Genomic DNA, 19,255 nt, shown 5'->3' with positions numbered 1-19,255 from the left:
CAAGGAGGATAAAGGGGAATTATTGAACGAGTTTCTTCTTCGTCTCCCCCCTCTCCCTTGTCTACCTTGTCTCTTCCCATGCCCCATGCCGAATCCCCAATGCCCAAATTGGCATTAGTTGGTAGATGCCAATAAGTTCGCTGTTACAATCTCCTTCAAACTCGCTGAGGACAGAAGTTCTTCCCATTGTTTGCGGAGAGTTGCATTGTTAGGTTGGGCGGTGTATGTCGCTGCAAGTGTTGCTACACAGTCATACCAAACACCGTTTTTACCCAAAGCTGTAGCTTGTTTTAGAGCATCTTTTTCTTGCATTGCTGTTACCAACTCAGCATTGGGCTGGATACGCTGAACCCAACCATCGACATAAGGCGTACTAGGGCTGAGTTGTCCATCTACTTTGAGCGCTAGGAACCATTGATAGTTTTTACCAACAGCTAAAGCGGGCGCATCGGCTGGTAATTTAATCGCGATTACCCCAGTTTTTCCTGCAACTGGAATGCTCATCTGATGTTGCATATTGCCAGCTTCATCCTTGAGGCTGAACAAGGCTTCTTGAGCATTGGAAGATGGGAGATACACCAGAATTGTGGGACGTTCAGACACAGTTGTGCCATAGAAGCTTTGGGGCAAGAGGGCGATTAGTGCTGCTGGTTCTTTTGTGCTTACAGCCGATGGATTCAAGTAATAAGTACCAACGCGAGAAGCACCCCCACTTGCTTGTTGGGGAGCGCCTTTTCCGGCGGCAGGTGTAAATAGTTTACCGCGAGAAGCTCCTCCGGTTGCTTGTCTGGGCGCACCTTTGCCGGCACTAGGAGTAAATAGTTTACCGCGAGAAGCTCCTCCGGTTGCTTGTCTGGGCGCACCTCTGCCGGCACTAGGAGTAAAGAGACTACCGCGAGAAGCACCTCCGGTTGCTTGTCTAGGCGCACCATTGTTGGTGGGCGGGGTAAATGTAACAGCATGGGCAGTAGTCCATGCACTGCTAGTGATCAGAGCGATGACGCTCAATGTACTAGCTAAATATCGACGTTTCATAATGTTTGACCTCATTTAATTGCAATGTGATGCAAAATATGTTTCCTTCGACTATGGACAGAAGCTTAGAGATAAGTCTAAGTAACAGTCAAGTTAGGTAACTTCTACTATCAGCATAAGCGATTAGCACTAAAAAAATGTAAAAAAACAGCATAATTGTCTTACATTTTAACCAGTGTTATTACGTAGCTAAATCCAGTTGCCGATCAAAACAAAGCCAGACCAAAAAAACGGATCGTGGAAATCAGTTTGGCGAATTAAGTTAATTTGTGCTTGTCTTAGTGCTTCGGCTTTAGTTATTTTAGGTTGTCGCAGTTGGTCATAAAAGCGAGTCATCAGCATTGCAGCTGCCCGATCTTTGACGGGCCATAGGGTGGCAACAGTTGAACGAGCGCCGGATTTGACAGCCAAACCCGCCAATCCCAGGACGGCGCGATCGTCTCCGGCTGCTGTATCACAGGCACTTAATACCAACAACTCTATGGCTTTCGATGGATCGCTACCCCGATTTTTCAAGAGTTCGGATAACTCTTTAACGTTGACTTGTCCATCCCAAGTGAGCAAGAAAGTATCCTCGAGGCGGGAACTAAACTGTCCGTGGGTTGCGAGGTGGACAATACCTGCGCTACTAGATTTCACTCGTTCAGCAAGGGCTTGACTGGTAAATTCCTGGTTCAGCAACAGAGAGGAGGACATCGCCTTGGAAATTTGTTTCACTTCTGATTCCACAGCGGGTAAAGCACTAAAACCAGCGCGGGATTGGCTGATACCACCCACGATCGCACCGATGTGGTTTGATCGTGTAGCCATCAATTGCAATCCTGGTGAGAGCGCCACAGCATACTTCTCAATCAGATATTGTTTACCGTCAGAAAGAGCTGCTATGGGAATGTTCCGCAATCGACCATCCAAAACAAACACCAATGTTTTAGTATCAATGAATGCTTGATCCACCTCTGCTGGACGAATCAACCAATCATAAATCTGTTGGGATAATCGATCCCGATCTTTGGAATCCGAAACAGGGTTAAGAGTAACCAAAAAGTTTTCCAGAGTTTGCTCAATTTCAGCTTGAGATTTCTGAATGACATAGGAACGGAGTGGTTGCCCTGCTTTCGAGAGGATTACTGTTAAACGATCTGGCAGAATAATCGGATAAACGACAGTTGCAGTGGGATCAACTTGATCAATCTGTTGAGTTCTATCTAAACAGGCTTCCCGAAAAAAGTTATCGAGTTCGGCAATTTGGAGTGCCTCAATCAATTCACGAGCTTGCATCAGTGCTGCTTGACTGGGTTGATCAGAGGCAGGGGGGCGGGGTGCAGAGGCGAATGCCTTGGGTTTGTACCCTTGCCCCAATTCCTCTTTATTCTCCCTGCTCCCTGGTTTTTCACTCTGTAGAAGTAAATCAACCAGTTCCCGGTAGACAGGCTCCACACTGGTGCGAAAAGAGAACTGAACATCAGGGTTGATAGCCACCAAATCCCCCCGCAGTGCCTTTAAAGCATTGACTGCTTCTGTATAGGCAGTAATTGCTTGATCGCGATCGCCTTGTTGTTTATATAACTGTCCCGCCTGCCAAGCCGATTGAGCAATAATATCGCTAGCTTGGAGTTGACGGGCAATGTTGAGGGATTTCTGAGTTAACTCCTGTGCTTGTGATAACTGCTGTGTACGACGATAGAGTTTTCCCCACTGATGCAATGCATAAGCTTCTGCTTGAGTATCTTGGATTTGCTGTGCAGACTTGACTGTGACTGCCATCAATTGCGCCAAATCTTTGAGTGGTAGGATTTCGTCAGAATTTGATTGGTGATAATTGACAGTAGCAACAAAATTGATTGCTGCGTAGAGAGATGTATGACTGGGGGGTAGTTCTCGGAGTTGTTGGAGTAGTTGAGGTGCGAGTGGGTTAGCAAACTCCGGTTTATCGTAATTGAGGAAAAGTTTAAACTGAGCTAAACGCGCTTGCAACTGATCGCTTGGGTTGGTGGCTAAGAGTTGAGCCTGTTCAAAGTAATCTAATCCCGTTTCTGGATCTTGCAAGTCAATGGCAGTTTGGCCCAGGCTGATCAGAATAGAACTCAACTGCGGTTGGGCTGAAATTTGGCGAGCGATCGCTAAACTTTGCTCTAAAACCTGTTGACTTTTACTAGAGTCGCCAATTATTTGCAAGGCTAAACCAAGCGATCGCAATCCGCTAACTTTGATTTCATTATCTGGCATCCCTTGGAGTTTTTCAGTCAGCGCCTCCAACTGTTGTTTAGAACGCCGATAAAATCCTAAACTTTGTAAAGCTTGTGCCTGGTTGATTTGACTACCCAGGCTTCCCATTGTATCACCTGCTTGGTCATAATATTTTTGAGCTTGTTGCCAACTAGCGATCGCAATTTCGGCTTTGCCAGTATGTAATTGCAAATTTGCTTGGGTATTGAGTGCTTGTGCCCAAAGAATTGGATCAGCAGAGGGAATAGAGGTTTGCAATAGTTTCAGACTTTGCTCAATAGACTTTTGTGCTGCTTCCCATTGATTAAGTTCCTGTTGTACTAGTGAGAGGTAACTTAAACTTAGAGCTTCGTTCAGGCGATCGCCTTGGTTATGATACTGTTGTGCTGCCGTTTGCCAAACTGTGACAGCTTCCACAAAACGTCCTGAATGGTAGAGATTTCGTCCCTGTTCTAGCCAATTGATTGGTTGGGAAGTGGATGCAGACACATTCAGGGTAGAAGTTGTTGGTACTTGCAGAGATGCTCTAGCAGGTGTAATGGCCACTGCTAAACACAAGCTCAAAATACTGAGACTGATATATAGCCAGCGACGTTGTTTAATTTGGAAAAGCATAAATAATTACTGATAGTTTAAAGATTCAGTCACAACGCTCACTTACATATTGCCCAACGGATCGAGGGATCTATCAATTGCAACTTTCATCGATTAGTCTTTAGGGGGCGATCGCTTCGGGGAATTAGTTAGTCCATTTGACCCCAGAAAAATTAACTCATCTTAACCGCAACACAGGTTTAGGACTTACGCAAAACTATATAGGACTCATATTTGATTTCTGAAAAAACTCAGTACAACTAAGAAGCCTTCTTTCCTGTAGCAAGATTGCCTATTGCCTGCCTACGCAAATTAGTTCAGAAATCAAAGCGGATTCCTATATATACACTGTAGGGGCAATTCATGTATATGCATACTCCTACGTAGAAGCAAGCTACGCGCAGCGTCTCGTAGAAAAGCAGGCTTTATATCTGGCTTTGGGACTTAGCTTGTGTACTTCACTAACTTGAAATCTGCTGTATTACACTTACCAAAACTGTACCTCAAAAAAATGCTCTAAAAAGCACCATTAAAAATCTGATTAGCAGTCAGGTTTAAATCTGGAAAAGTAGCGGATATAATACGTTCAGAATTCCTAAATTGAGCTACTTGATATTCTTCATCAACTAGATTATAAATAGAAATAGTTGGTTGTTTCGGATTACCAATAAATTTTCTTGCTCCCAAAGCTGCATAATCAACGATCCAATATTCGGGAAACTTCATTGATTCGTAATTACCTAACTTGGTGTAATAATCATCTTCCCAATTTGTACTGACAACCTCAATAACTAAAGGGATGGATTCACCTTGAGTTACAGTAGATTGTTTTGACCATAATTCTTCATTGTGTAGATTCGCATCCTTGATTAATATGACATCTGGCAAGTAACCCGACGATTTTCTCGGTGGTTTTACTAATGCTGTTTTGGGGATAAAGTAGGGTAACTTTAATCGCTTATATTCAACAGTAATTTCCCCAGCTAAAAATCCCATAACTTTTTCATGTTTTCCACTGGGTTGAGACATTTCTACAATTATCCCATCGTGTAATTCATAACGCTTCCCGGTGTTTTCTGGCAGCCATGCAATAAATTCTTCAAAATTAAAATTTTTGGGTAAAACTTGAGCCATATCAAAACCTCCGATTGTTTTGACTTTACCATTTCCAAGGTTGGGATTAATTAGTTCGACACCGCAGCACAGGTTAAAGATGGTTGTATGTAGTCTGTTTGAGCAGCAATCAACTCAATTTTACCGTCAGCATTGCGTCTCCAACCAGTAGCTTGAATAAGAGTTCTTGATGATGGTGATATTTGTGTTGTTACATTGCCAGTTTTGTGGTGTGTAGAGAGATCGCGGAGATCAGACCAAGTGCGATTGCTCCTCACTTCTTGATTAGGATTTTGCGGCACACCACCCCGCCCCGTTGCCACAAACCGACTGCCTTCATTGCCCGCGCAGCCTGTAGCAATTTGCTGGGATGGATCGGTGACATTTGCTGGTAGTTCGACTAAGCCGGAATTTGGATCAACGCCGATAGTATTAACTTGAACAGTGCCACTCACTCCAAATTGAGAACTGGCGGTGATGTCACTATCTGGTGTGAGTTGGTCGCGAAATTGCAATCCGAAGATACCTTGAGTAGTAATTTGGATGCTGCCACCTTGTCCGAGTACAGCATTAGCCGAAATATCGCTGTTTTCTTTTGGGACAGCAACAATAGACCCCGCACTGATTTCAATGTTGCCTCCTGTAGAAGCACCACGGGCATTAGTGATGATGTTACTGCCGCGTCGCAACAAGAGCAAATCACTTGCCTGGAGACGGATGTTACCACGACTACCTCCATTCGCCTCGGCTCGTAGGCTGGCTCCATTATCGAGGAAGATATTACTGGCGTTGATATTGAGATTACCCGCATCCCCTGTTCCAGAATTGCTGACGCTAATTTCTGCCCCATCACGGACACGCAAGCTATCAGCCGTGATATTCACTGACCGAGCAGTAAAGGTATTTGCTGAGGATGCAGTGATAGTACTGGGCAGTATTCGACCATCAGGTAAAGGCTGAGAGATGCCCTGCACATCTATATCACTGACTCGCAGATTGACACTGCCAGCAGATCCTTGACCCAAACTGGATGAGGTGATCTGTCCACCATTAAAAATACGTAGGCGATCGCTCTCCACAATCACATTTCCTCCCTGACCGACTGCATTCTTACCCACTGCAACGGTAATGCCACTAACTGTCTGGCTAAAACTATCGATCACTGGGTCGCTAACCTCTACATCTTTTGCATGAATCTCGATATTTCCAGCTTTGCCAGTACCTGATAGCGCACTAGATATAGCCCCACCATCTGCTAGTTGCAAATGTCCAGTGTCGATAGTAATATTGCCCCCTGAACCTTCTGCAAAAGGTTGAATTCCACTGATGACAGCACCAGTCAATCCAGAAGGTGTGACCCCCTTAATTTCGAGACTCTCAGCAGCACGGATCGAGATGTCCCCTGCATTGCCAGTAGTAATGAACTCAAAACCAGGGAAGTTAAAGCCAATGATATTTGTACTGATGCGACCTCCGTTGAGCAGATGAACTCGATCTGCATCAATGGTGATACTGCCACTATTATTCCTGTTACCACCATTTACCAAAGTAGTAATAGCGCTAGGTCGGAAATTAGCAATACCAGTAAAAGGAGAGGGAAATGGATTGTATCCGTTCACTTCCACATCTTTAGCACGAACAGTAATATTTCCAGTACTAGCATCTTTGATTGGGGTTGATTGAAAAGTCGAAAAGTTAAAGGCAAAGCCATTATTAATGGACTGCAACCAAGCTCCATTCAGAATCCGTAAACGTTCAGTTTCAATGATAATGTCTCCTGCTTTTGCCCCAGTTCCCGATACATTGGTGAATAATCCAGGGGTGTCATAATTCGCTGGGGCAGAGAGTCCCAACAAATCTACAAATTCTGTGGTTTTGACAGTGATACCCTGCCCTTGACCAAAATTACCAGTAGCAGAAGAAATTCCTGAACCTTCCTGAAGTGTTAAACCCCGTCCCCGAATGTTAATTGCTCCGCCATTAATCCCACTAGTATCAATGAGCGAGGATTGGCGTAGCGCAATTGTTCCCCAATTAGCAGAAATGGGGCTAGTTAGTTGCAATCCAGTTTGATTATTCAACCCAACTTCAGCATTCCGCAATGCCCATAATTCAACTCTTCCGTCTGGATTAGCTAAACTAGTCTGATTGATGTCGATTTCACCACCTACCAAAGCCACAGTTTGAGCCTTGAATATTTGCGAGGGGCGAAAAAGGAAATTGAGTGCTGGCGTTCCTTGGGTGCGAATGGTTCCGGCATTGGCTCCGAGTTGCAGCCCAACAGGTACGCTCATAGTTAATAAGGGTGGTGTGGCATCGATGGCATTAAACTTAAACCCGTCCGCAAATACTATACTGTCGGCAGTTGTACCAACAAATGAACCACCAATATTCAGACTGGAATTGGGCCCAAATACAATTCCACTGGGATTGAGCAGAAACAGACTAACAGGGTTGCTGCTATTGAGAGTCCGAATTAAGCCATCAATATTGGAAACACTTCCACCCGTAACTCGACTAAATATAGTTGTAATATTGGGTGTATTGATTAAATCAAAGCTAGCGGAACCACCAGTTGGCACCGAAAAATTACTGAAACTATGAAATAAATTATCACCTTTTTCAATACCATTAAGAATGGTAAAATTATTACCGTTTGGATTGACAATGCTGTTGGTAGTACTATCAGATATCACTTGAGCATTTGCGTCGCCACTCCAAAGGAGTATCACAGGTAATACCATCCCGGAAGCCAAAAATCCTGTTGTGAGTGCAGATAGAAAAGCGTAGACGCTTTGCGGCTTGTCGTTAGGCATCGCTCTCATGGCATAAATACTTACTTTTAACTGATAGTCTTAAGATTCCCGAAATAGTCGTGTTGAGAACAACTATTGCCTAGTAGTCTGCCAACCCAAAAATGCGGTTGTGAGGACTAGGGAAAGGGAAAAGGGTAAGGGATTTAAACCCTTTACCCATTCCCCCTGCCCCTTATCCTCAGAGGGGGCCCCACCTTCCCCTTTACCCCGCTTGCGTCACGAAAGCGAACTACTAAAATCAAAATAATCTGAATTTACCATTTCCAGCATCGGGACTGATTAGTGGTCTGTCCCATTAATTTTACAAGGTTTGTAGTAAGCACTTAAGTGCTTAAAAATCCAGGACTCAAGTTCTTACTACAAACTTTTATAACCCTTCAGAACTAATAGGACAGACTATTAGTTTGACACCACTGCACAGGTTAAAGATGGCTGTAAGTTGGCTGGTTGAGCTGCAATTAACTCAACTTTGCCCTTTGCGTTGCGATGCCAAGTTGTGGCTTCGGTGAGAACCTTTGGTGATGCTGGAATTTGGGCATTTAAATCACCCGTTTTGCGGTATGCAGAGATATTGCGGATGTCAGACCAAGTGCGTAGGCGTAGCCCGTCGTAGACATCGCTCCTCGCTTCCTGACTAGGATTTTGCGGCACACCACCCCGCCCCGTTGCCACAAACCGACTGCCTTCACTGCCGGCACAACCTGTCGCAATTTGCTGCGATGTGTCAGTGACATTTGCTGGTAGTTGGAATAAACCCGAATTTGGATCAACACCGATAGTATTAACTTGAACAGTTCCACTTACGCCAAATTGCGAACTAGCAGTGATGTCATTTTCGGCAGTAAGTTCGGGACGGAACTTTAGTCCGATAATCCCCTGAGTTGCAATTTGAATATTGCCACCCCTTCCTTGAAATGCATTGGCAATAATATCACTGTTTTCTAAACCCACAATGATCGGAGCATTGATCGTAATATTGCCGCCATTACCGCTGCCACCAGCTTCTGCATTAATGAAACTGCCATGACGCATGAGTAGTAGATCCCGCAGTTGGAAATTAATATTACCACCTTCGCCTGCTTTTGTGGATGCTGAAATGCTTGCCCCATTGTCGAGTCGTAGGGTGTTGGCATTAATCTTCAGGGTGTTAGCGTTACCGGAGCCAAGATTCTGGACAAAAACCGTTGCACCATTACTGATGTTAAGAACTGGGGTGTTAATCGTGGTACTACCGGAATTAGCCCTAGAAACTCCAAAAACAGGACGAACCGCCGTACCAATATAGCTGGGATTTTGTGCATCTTTTACACCATTGACATCAATCGATTCAGACGCATTGATAGTCAGTGAACCCGCATTTCCTAAAACTATGCTAGAAGCAGACACTCTGGCGCCAGCTTGAATCGACAGTGTGCGGGTATCGATTTTCAAATCCCCTGCGTTACCAGACCCGAATGTGGCAGTAGACAACAGACTAAAATAAAGACCGTTTGGCGCTCCCTCATTTGTCACCTGAATCGTATCTGCCTTCACGCTGACATCGCCGCCATTGCCTGAAGCGTAGGGTCTTGCTGCTATATTGCCGCCAGCTAAAATAGACAGGTTTTGAGTTGAGATGGCAACATTTCCACCTTTCCCAGTCCCATAGGAAGCGGCTAATATCTGGCTGACTGCTCGGAAAGGAGAAGGGTCGCCAAATGCAAAACCGTTGACCCGCATTTCACCAGTATTGAGTGCAATGTTGCCACCCAGACCTGTGCTAAAAGTACGGTTGAAGATATACCCACCTTGATCAATATTCAATTGTGGAGTGGTGATGATAATATTCCCTGCCGCGCCGGAGGATATAGTTTCATTAACTAAACTGCTGGAACTCTTAAAATCAGGAGACTTGCCGATGATCTGGAGGGACTGAGTAGCATTGATTGCAATATTGCCAGCAGTTTGGTTGCTGCGATTTTGCACTAATATCAGCGAACCATCTCGGATACTGACCTGTTTCCCCTGAATTTGGATTGCTCCTCCACTTTCATTACTGAGATCGCGTGTAGATGCTAAAGCTCGTTGGTTGATCTGAATATCGCCAAAACTCGAAGCATTGGGATAACTTAGTGCAAATCCTTGAGGGATGGAATTGAGGGCGACGCTTCCGTTAGTGATGCTACCCAGTTCTATTAGTCCTCCTGGTGCGGAGAGCAACCCTCCATCCAAGGCAACATTCCCACCCAGCAATGCTAGCGTTTTTCCAGGTTGCAACTGTAATCCTCTTGTGCCGATGTTCAGTCCAGAAACCTGAAGCGAGTCGCCTAATTGGGCATTGTGTCCTAACCCTTGGACTGTAATAGCTCCCGGATTGCTGCCAAATTGTAAGCCAACAGGTACGCTCATAGTTAATAAGGGTGGCGTAGCATTGGTGGCATTAAACTTAAACCCGTCCGCAAATACTATACTGTCGGCAGTTGTACCAACAAATGAACCACCAATATTCAGACTGGCATTAGGCCCAAACACAATTCCACTGGGATTGAGCAGAAACAGACTAACAGGGTTGTTGCTATTAAGAGTCCGAATTAAGCCATCAATATTGGAAACACTTCCACCCGTAACTCGACTAAATATAGTTGTAATATTGGGTGTATTGATTAAATCAAAGCTAGCGGAACCACCAGTTGGCACCGAAAAATTACTGAAACTATGAAATAAATTATCACCTTTTTCAATACCATTAAGAATGGTAAAATTATTACCGTTTGGATTGACAATGCTGTTGGTAGTACTATCAGATATCACTTGAGCATTTGCGTCGCCACTCCAAAGGAGTATCACAGGTAATACCATCCCGGAAGCCAAAAATCCTGTTGTGAGTGCAGATAGAAAAGCGTAGACGCTTTGCGGCTTGTCGTTAGGCATCGCTCTCATGGCATAAATACTTACTTTTAACTGATAGTCTTAAGATTCCCGAAATAGTCGTGTTGAGAACAACTATTGCCTAGAATCAAAATAATTTGAATTTACCATTTCCAGCATCGGGACTGATTATTTTGACATCGCAGCACAGGTTAAAGATGGCTGTAAGTTAGCTGGATGAGCCGCAATTAATTCAACATTGCCCTTTGCGTTACGATGCCAAGTTGTGGCTTCGGTGAGAACTTTCGGTGATGCTGGAATTTGGGCATTTAAATTACCCATTTTGCGGTGTGCAGAGATATCCCGGATGTCAGACCAAGTGCGATTGCTCCTCGCTTCCTGACTGGGATTTTGCGGCACACCACCCCGCCCCGTTGCCACAAACCGACTGCCTTCACTGCCGGCACAACCTGTAGTAATTTGCTGCGATGGGTCAGTGATATTTTCTGGTAGTTTAACTAAGCCGGAATTTGGATCAACACCGATAGTATTAACTTGAACAGTGCCACTTACGCCAAATTGTGAACTGGCGGTGATGTCGTTTTCTGGGCTGAGTTGAGGACGGAATTGTAAGCCAAATATGCCTTGGGTGGTGATTTGGATGTTACCACCGTTACCTACAACTGCATTGGCGACAATATCACTATTTTCTAATCCGGCGATGATGGGTGCATTGATACTGATATTACCCCCATTCCCTGAGCCGCCAGCTGTTGAGGTAATCAGGCTATTATTCCGCAGAAGTAACAGGTTTCTGGCGGACAATGCAATATTACCACCATTCCCGGATTCTGTTTGTGCCTGGATAAACCCTTGATTCTTTAATTGGATGGTGTCTGCACTGATGTTTATATTGCCACCATTTCCACTGCCTTGACTGGTAACGCTGACTGTCCCACCATCCGTCAGCGTCAAGTTCGGTGTGGTAATGCTGACAGTGCCGGCATTCGCTGTTAATATATCCGGCAAACCGAATCGCTGCCGCAATAACGGATCGGGTCGGATGGTAGAGGCGTTAATGCTGCTATTAGTTGCTCTACCTTGACCGCTGATTGTGATTGATTCGGTAGCGTTGATGCTTAAATCTCCCCCATTACCGGCAAAAAATGCGGTGGTGGCAACTGCTCCTCCATCCAAAATTTGCAATTTGGCAATATCTAGGGTCAAGGTTTTGGCACTTCCGGTTGCAAATGTAGTTGAGCTAATGTTGCTGTAGAGTTCAGACGGGCTTTCTCCGATCACCGTGGTATTGGTATTACGAATTGTCACTTTACCGCTAGAACCACTACCAAAGGTAGTCGAAGATAGTGAGGCCCCGCTTGATACTAGTAGACTATTACCATTGACGAAAACATCACCAGCATTTCCAGTGCCTAGTGTAGTAGTGTTTAACGTGGTGACGTCAGCGGGATTAGTGGGTGAAAAGCCAGATAGTTCAATAGCGATCGCATCAATATAAATATTGCCACTTGGAGCTGCTCCATAAGTTGTGCTATTCAACCCTGCTCCCGACTTGATATTGAAGTTGGGAGTAATAACGGTGATATTCCCACTAGCTCCCATACCCAAAGCATTACTACGCACTCCGCTCTGAATTGTGCCATCAGCTGTTTTGGCAATCAGATTAATGGACTCTGTAGCCTGAAGGCGAATGTCACCACCGGGGAGATTGCCAAAATTTTGCGCCAGTACCAGAGAGCCATCAGTGAATTGAATTTGCCTACCCTGAATTTGAACGGAACCTGCATTCACACCGCTGATATCTAATAGCGATCGCTGTGCCAGCTGAATATCACCAAAGCTTTGTACATTCCCATATCCCAGTGTATATCCCTGTGCGCTTGGTATCAGATTTACCAATCCTGCACCGCTTAAACTACCCAATTCAACTCGCCCTTTTTCAGCGATCAGGTTTGCCCCATTTAGATGTATGTCGCCACCCACTAAAGCTAAGGTGTTTCCCGGCTGTACCCGTAGTTTTGTAGAACTGGGAGTCTGAATCGGAGGAAGCAGAACCAGTCCACTGATATTCCTCAAAGTATGTCCTGTACCTTGAACGATTATGGGTGCGGGATTGCTGCCCAGTTGCAAGCCAATGGGAACATTGATGCTCAACAAGGGGGCAGATTCAGAATTAATTACACTAAACTCAGCACCATCGGCAAATATAATACTGTTGGCAGTTGTACCAATAAACGAACCCCCGATGTTTAGTTGGGCATTGGCTCCAAAGATTATCCCACTAGGATTGATCAAGAACAGACTGACGGGGTTGTTGCTGTTAATTGTCTGAATCAAGCCATCGATGTTAGAGATATTACCGCCAGTAACACGGCTGAAGATGGTAGAAATATTGGGCGTGTTCACTAAATCAAAGGTAGCTGAACCGCCAGTGGGAACCGAAAACTGCTGAAAACTGTGAAATAGGTTACTGTTGGCGGCACTACCGTTAGTAATAGTAAAGTTATTACCGCTTTGGAAGACAGTAGTATTGAGAGTGCGATCGGGAGTTACCTGGGCACTCACAGAGCCACACCAAAGGAGCATCCCACCTGTCAGCATTACATTGATCAAACCCCGGCAAACAGAGGGTGCTTTCATCGCTCGGTTCCCATTAATATTTGTATAAAACAGGAGTCAGAATACAGAATTCAGAATTCAGAATACTCCACCCATAAAGGGATAGAGTTTTAAGGCGAGAATATTTTAGTTTTTTTCGCCCACTATTCCACTCACTTTTAACCAATATTCGTCACCCACTCGTACAGAATTCATACCTGTTTTCTGACTCCTGAGTTCTGAATTCTTCTTATAAATAGAATTCCCTAAATGGCATTGCGTTTGAACAACATCAACAGTTTTAGTAGTTATCTTGATGAAAACGGAACTTGCTGTAGATATGCCAATGGCTCAGACTTCAGTTGGGAACCGCAGTACAGGTTAATGATGTTTGCACCTGGGTGGTGGATTTATCTGCAATTAACTCAATTTTTCCTTGAGCGTTGTGATGCCAGGAAGTAGCTTGAATAAGGGTTTCTGGGGAGGTTGTTATTTGGGTAGTTACATTACCTGTTTTGCGGTGTGCAGAGATATCGCGGATATCAGACCAAGTGCGTAGGCGTAGCCCGTTGTAGACACCGCTTGTCACTTCCTGATTAGGATTTTGCGGTACTCCACCTCTTCCAGTCGCTACAAAACTACTGCCTTTATTATCAGAACAACCTGCGGTAATTTGCTGCGATGGGTCTGCTATATTTGCTGCTAGTTCTACTAAACCAGAATTGGGATCAACACCGAAGTTATTAATATCTACCATACCGTTGATACCCAATTGGGAACTAGCAGTGATGTCACTTTCTGGGGTGAGGCGATCGCGGAATTTTAAGCCAAAGATGCCTTGAGTACTAATCTGAATATTGCCACCATTACCATTCAAAGCATTGGCAATAATATCGCTGTTTTCTAACCCAATAATCACCGGAGCATTGATGTTGATATTGCCACCATTACCATTACCACGTGCTTCGACATTAATTTGACTCCCATTACGAGCCAAAAGTATATTTGTTAATGCTAGATTGATGTTACCGCCTTTTCCAGATGCCGTAGTTGCAGTAATTGCCCCAGTATCTAAAAATAATCGACCAGCTTTGATGTTTAACTCTCCTGCATTACCAATACCTTGATGAGTAACGCTGATAATACCTTGATTACGAAGGGTTAATTGCTGAGTATTGATGTTGATAACACCTGTGTTGCCGGTGGGAGAGTCTGGAAGCTTAAACAAACTACGATTAGTGGCATCCAAAAGGGGGGCATTAGCAACGATCACTGCAAAATTATTTTCACCATCGATCAGAATGTCATTGGCTTGGATTGTCAAAGTCCCAGCATCACCAGTTCCCACAGTTGTGTTGCTGATGATCCCACCATTAAGAACGAGCAATTGATTGGTTGTGATTGTGACATCTCCAGGTTTGGCACTGCTATAGTTGACGCTATTGACAACACTACTGCCGCCAGTTATGGGACTGAGACCGCTAACGGTTAAGCGATCGCTTACATTTAAAGTAACAGAGCCATTGCTTCCCAGATTAGTTACCTGGTTGGGGTCTCCAAGTCCACCAACCACTGGCACAGTAATCACTCCCAAGGTAGCACCATCTTGGATAGATAGTATTGGTGTCGTTATTAACACATCGCCAGTATTACCAGAGCCAGTGCTGAGACTGCCAATAAAGCTATTTTGGGAGGGAGAAATGGGTGATACTCCGACTAAATTGCTCGCTTCACGTACAACTAAGGTAACATCTCCAGCGTTACCAATTCCCGTACCAGGTATTCCTGACAAGCGAGAAGTAATGGTGCTAATTGTTCCTCCATCAATGAGATTTAATTTATCTGAAGAAACATAGATGTTTCCACTATTACCAATTCCAAATGTGGAAGCAGTAATACCACTGGCCTGAAACCCAATGGAATTCACTCGTAAGGAATAAATCTCATCTGCGACATCGACCGAAATATTTCCACCCCGTCCAGTTGCTCCAGGAAATACGGATGTTGTGACTGAAGCACCATCTTCCAGCATAAGTTTTCGAGCTACCAGGGCAACATCTCCCCCATTTCCCGATCCATACACTTGACTGGCGATACGGCTATTAATATTAGTAGATGCAAAGAAAGGAGATTGCAGAGCAACGACACCACTGGCCGCAATGGTATCTGCTACGACTTCCACCTTACCTGCGGCTCCCGCACCTAAGCTGAGGGTTTCAATACCTGCACCATCTCGTAAAGTCAAATCGCCTGCTTGAAGTTTCACTGCTCCCCCGTTCCCAGTTGCTCCTGGAGCCACCTGATTGACAATCCAGGCGCTCGGAGCTTGAGCTTGAGGATTTACACCACCCAAAAAGAGCGATCGCTCTGCACTCACCGTAATATTACCACCCTGCCTAGTTCCTGCTGTGGCGGCGGCAATTTGGGATTGATCCAGGGTAATATCTCGCCCTACGACTTGAATACCCCCAAAAGGATTGCCAACAGGATCGGGATTCCACAGAGAAGAACGCTCCGTAAATTTTATATCTCGAAAATTTTCAACTTGTGTATAACCTAATTGCCATCCAGTGGGTGTGGGAGTCAGATTTACAGTCCCACTAGCCACTGCACCCACTTCAATTCGACCTGCAAGAGCAGTAATTACACCACCTGTAAACGTAACATCTCCTCCAACTAAGGCAATGGTTTTTCCTGGAGAAGCTACTATTCCCAAGTTACTAGTAGGTACAATGCCATCATTACTATTACCCTGCACCTCAATCTGACCAGCAGAAATACCCAGTTGCAAACCAATGGGTACACTCATAATTAATAATGGTGCTGTCGCTGAATTTACTGCACTAAACTGAGTCCCATCAGCAAACTTAATACTACTCGCCGTTGTCCCCACAAATGAACCACCAATATTCAATTGAGCATAAGTGCCGAAAATAATCCCACTAGGATTGAGCAAAAACAGATTGGCGCTACCATTGGCTTTAATTAAACCATCAATTTGGGAAACACTCCCCCCAGTGACACGACTGAAGATATTTTGAATATCTGAGGGGTTGTTGAAGAATGCCGAGCCGTTGCTGGGAATTGAGAATTGGCTGAAGCTGTGGAAAAGGTTATTGCCAGCACGATTTCCATTTGTAATAGTAAAATTATTACTATTTGCGGAGACAGTGGTGTTGAGGGTTCCGTCGGGAATAATTTGGGCATTGCTAAAGTCACACCATATTGCACCTATCAATATTCCACCAATTAAACCCAAACAACCAGAATTAACACCCATCGCCAAGTTTCCTTTTATACTCTATGTTTAGAGTTCCCATCAATGGTGTTATTGCTAACATTGTTAAGACTTGTAAGTAGATCAGCGCAAGTTAATACTTGTTGGGTCTGAGCAGGGTATTTATCTGCAACTAACTCAATTTTGCCTTGGGGGTTGCGATGCCAGGAAGTCGCTTGGTCAATAACTTTTGGGGATGGGGGAATTTGGGCTGTGATTTCACTATTTGTCCGGTATGCAGAGATATCGCGGATGTCAGACCAAATGCGATTGCTTGTCACTTGCTGCGTTGGATTTTGCGGCACACCACCCCGTCCCGTTGCCACAAACCGACTGCCTTCATTGCCCGTGCAACCTGTGGCAATTTTCTGCGATGGATCAACCACATTTGCTGGTAGTTGGACTAAGCCAGAATTTGGATCAACACCGATAGTATTAACTTGAACAGTGCCACTCAACCCAAATTGCGAACTGGCGGTGATGTCACTATCTGGTGTGAGTTGGTCGCTTAACTTCAGCCCAAAGATGCCTTGGGTGGTAATTTGAATATTGCCTCCCTGACCTTTAATGGCATTAGCAATGATGTCACTGTTTTCTAATCCGGTGATGATGGGTGCATTAATGTTTATATTACCTCCATCACCATTACCACCTGCTGTTGCTGCGATCGCACTATTGTCACGCAGCAGCAACAACTTCCCAACTTGTAAGGCGATATTACCTCCATCACCTGATTCTGTTTGTGCCTGGATGCTTCCTTGACGGTCTAATCGGATGGTATTGGCTGTAATGTTGAGACTGCCACCATTTCCACTACCTTGACTGGTGACACTGACTGTTCCGCCATCTGTCACCGTCAGGTTCGGCGTGGTAATGCTCACACTGCCGGCATTCGCTGTGAGTATATCTGGCAAACCGAATCTCTGCCGCAGTTGTGGAATTAGTCGAGTGGTAGATGAGTTGATACTGCTGTTATTGTTCCGACTGCGACCACTGATTTCGATGGATTCCGTAGCGTTAATGCTTATATCTCCCCCATTACCTGCAAAAAATGTGGTTGTCGCAACTGCTCCCCCATCCAGAATTTGCAACTTGGCGGTATCTAGGGTCAAAGTTTTGGCGTTTCCGGTTGCAAATGTAGTTGAGCTAATGTTGCTATATTGCCCGGCGGGGCTTTGTCCCATCACAGTGGTGTGATTAGTGCGAATTGCTACTTTACCACTGGAGCCTCTACCAAATGTAGCTGAAATCAGTGATGCACCATTTGACACCAGTAAACTATTGGCTTTGATGGAGATATCGCCAGCGTTTCCAGAACCATAAACAGAAGTAGAAAGGGTACTAACGCTATTTGGATTGATTGGTGAGAAGCCAGACATTTCAATTGCTGTTGCATCAATGTGGATATTGCCACTGGGGGCCACTCCAACTGAATTGCTATTCAACCCCCCTCCCTGCTGAAGGGTAAGACGGGGAGTAATTACACTGATGTTCCCACTAGCTGCGACACCCACAGCTTCGGTACGTACCCCGCTCCGAATTGTGCTATCAAATGTTGTGCCAATCAAATCAATCGCCTCTGTAGCCTGAAGGCGAATGTCGCCGCCGGGGAGATTGCCTAAATTTCGTGCCAGCACCAGAGAGCCATCGGTGAATTGAATGTGTCGCCCCCGAATTTGAACGGAACCTGCATTCACCCCACTGATATCTAATAGCGATCGCCCTGTTAGCTGAATATCACCAAAGTTTTGCCCATCTTCATATCCCAAAGTATACCCCTGTAAAGTTGGGAGCAAACTAACCAATCCTGCACCACTCACACTGCCTAATTCTACTTGCCCTTGCTTGGCGGTGAGCGTTGCCCCCTTCAACTCCAGATTGCCACCCACCAAAGCTAGAGTTTTTCCCGGCTGTACCCGCAATTCTGTAGCACTCGGATTTTGAGTCACAAGAGGCAGTCCACCAGGATTACTCAAGGAGTGTCCTGTGCCTTGAACGGTTATAGATGCGGGATTGCTACCCATTTGCAAACCAACGGGAACGTTGATGCTCAACAGTGGAGTCGCTGGGGAATTAATCGCGCTAAACTCAACACCATCAGTAAATTTAATACTGTTGGCAGTTGTACCGATAAACGAACCACCGATATTCAATTGAGCATTGGCGCCGAAAATAATCCCACTAGGATTAAGCAAAAACAGATTAGCGCCACCGTTCGCCTGAATTAAACCATCAATGTATGAAACACTGCCTCCAGTGACGCGACTGAAAATATTTTGCACATCTGAGGCGTTGTTGAAGAATGCCGAGCCGTTTGTAGGAACTGAGAATTGGCTAAAGCTGTGGAAAAGGTTATTACCAACTCGATCGCCGTTGATGATGGTGAAGTTATTAGCGCTTTGGGAGACAGTAGTATCCAATGTGCCATCGGGAGCTACCTGAGCATTGGCAAAGCTGCACCAGGTTGGCATTACGATCAACGGCACTATTCCACCACATATCAACCAAGTAGAGGTCGCAATACTGCTCGCTTTGTGCATTTTTAACTCGGAATAGGGTTTGGGAAAAGGTTAAAGGTTAAAGGTTAAAGGTTAAAGGTTTTTTCTTTCCCCTTTTCCCCTTCCCCTTTTCCCCTTAACCGACAAGTATTGGTAGAGGTCGCATTCATCGCCAAGCCTTTATTTATACTTTGTATTTAGGATGCCCAAAACGGTATAGTGTTTAACCG

General features: G+C 44.9%; 8 protein-coding genes. All 8 read right to left on the bottom strand.

Annotation, left to right across the window (positions count from 1 at the left end):
* Window positions 1-114: 114 nt before the first annotated feature.
* The 8 genes from RRG12_RS21295 to RRG12_RS21260 all read right to left on the bottom strand — a co-directional run bounded on the left by RRG12_RS21295 (window position 115) and on the right by RRG12_RS21260 (window position 19,067).
* Window positions 115-1,035 (bottom strand): DUF928 domain-containing protein, encoded by a 921-nt coding sequence (locus RRG12_RS21295; RefSeq protein WP_420760649.1) that lies wholly within the window; start codon window positions 1,033-1,035, stop codon window positions 115-117.
* Window positions 1,036-1,224: 189 nt separating this feature from the next.
* Entirely contained in the window at window positions 1,225-3,876 is a 2,652-nt protein-coding gene (locus RRG12_RS21290) for a CHAT domain-containing protein (RefSeq protein WP_420760648.1), read from the bottom strand.
* A 495-nt stretch (window positions 3,877-4,371) separates the two neighbouring features.
* Entirely contained in the window at window positions 4,372-4,989 is a 618-nt protein-coding gene (locus RRG12_RS21285; protein WP_420760647.1) for a Uma2 family endonuclease, read from the bottom strand.
* A gap of 50 nt (window positions 4,990-5,039) precedes the next feature.
* Entirely contained in the window at window positions 5,040-7,784 is a 2,745-nt protein-coding gene (locus RRG12_RS21280) for a filamentous hemagglutinin N-terminal domain-containing protein (RefSeq protein ID WP_420760646.1), read from the bottom strand.
* 399 nt (window positions 7,785-8,183) lie between these two features.
* Window positions 8,184-10,622, bottom strand: a complete 2,439-nt coding sequence (locus tag RRG12_RS21275) for a filamentous hemagglutinin N-terminal domain-containing protein (protein WP_420760653.1) — start codon at window positions 10,620-10,622, stop codon at window positions 8,184-8,186.
* 198 nt (window positions 10,623-10,820) lie between these two features.
* Entirely contained in the window at window positions 10,821-13,292 is a 2,472-nt protein-coding gene (locus tag RRG12_RS21270; protein WP_420760645.1) for a filamentous hemagglutinin N-terminal domain-containing protein, read from the bottom strand.
* A 316-nt stretch (window positions 13,293-13,608) separates the two neighbouring features.
* Window positions 13,609-16,530: a filamentous hemagglutinin N-terminal domain-containing protein gene (locus RRG12_RS21265; RefSeq protein WP_420760644.1), complete on the bottom strand. Its 2,922-nt coding sequence runs from the start codon at window positions 16,528-16,530 to the stop codon at window positions 13,609-13,611.
* 14 nt (window positions 16,531-16,544) lie between these two features.
* Entirely contained in the window at window positions 16,545-19,067 is a 2,523-nt protein-coding gene (locus tag RRG12_RS21260; RefSeq protein ID WP_420760643.1) for a filamentous hemagglutinin N-terminal domain-containing protein, read from the bottom strand.
* Between the last annotated feature and the right edge of the window lie 188 nt (window positions 19,068-19,255).

Source organism: Nostoc sp. CALU 546 (assembly GCF_048836525.1).
Note: the sequence above shows the minus strand (reverse complement) of the source record. Positions and strands in the feature narration are given on the sequence as shown.

Excerpts from the sequence above, each read along its gene's own strand:
- RRG12_RS21295 (WP_420760649.1), bottom strand. The coding sequence starts at position 1,035 with ATGAAACGTCGATATTTAGCTAGTACATTGAGCGTCATCGCTCTGATC.
- RRG12_RS21290 (WP_420760648.1), bottom strand. The coding sequence starts at position 3,876 with ATGCTTTTCCAAATTAAACAACGTCGCTGGCTATATATCAGTCTCAGT.
- RRG12_RS21285 (WP_420760647.1), bottom strand. The coding sequence starts at position 4,989 with ATGGCTCAAGTTTTACCCAAAAATTTTAATTTTGAAGAATTTATTGCA.
- RRG12_RS21280 (WP_420760646.1), bottom strand. The coding sequence starts at position 7,784 with ATGCCTAACGACAAGCCGCAAAGCGTCTACGCTTTTCTATCTGCACTC.
- RRG12_RS21275 (WP_420760653.1), bottom strand. The coding sequence starts at position 10,622 with ATGGTATTACCTGTGATACTCCTTTGGAGTGGCGACGCAAATGCTCAA.
- RRG12_RS21270 (WP_420760645.1), bottom strand. The coding sequence starts at position 13,292 with ATGAAAGCACCCTCTGTTTGCCGGGGTTTGATCAATGTAATGCTGACA.
- RRG12_RS21265 (WP_420760644.1), bottom strand. The coding sequence starts at position 16,530 with ATGGGTGTTAATTCTGGTTGTTTGGGTTTAATTGGTGGAATATTGATA.
- RRG12_RS21260 (WP_420760643.1), bottom strand. The coding sequence starts at position 19,067 with ATGCACAAAGCGAGCAGTATTGCGACCTCTACTTGGTTGATATGTGGT.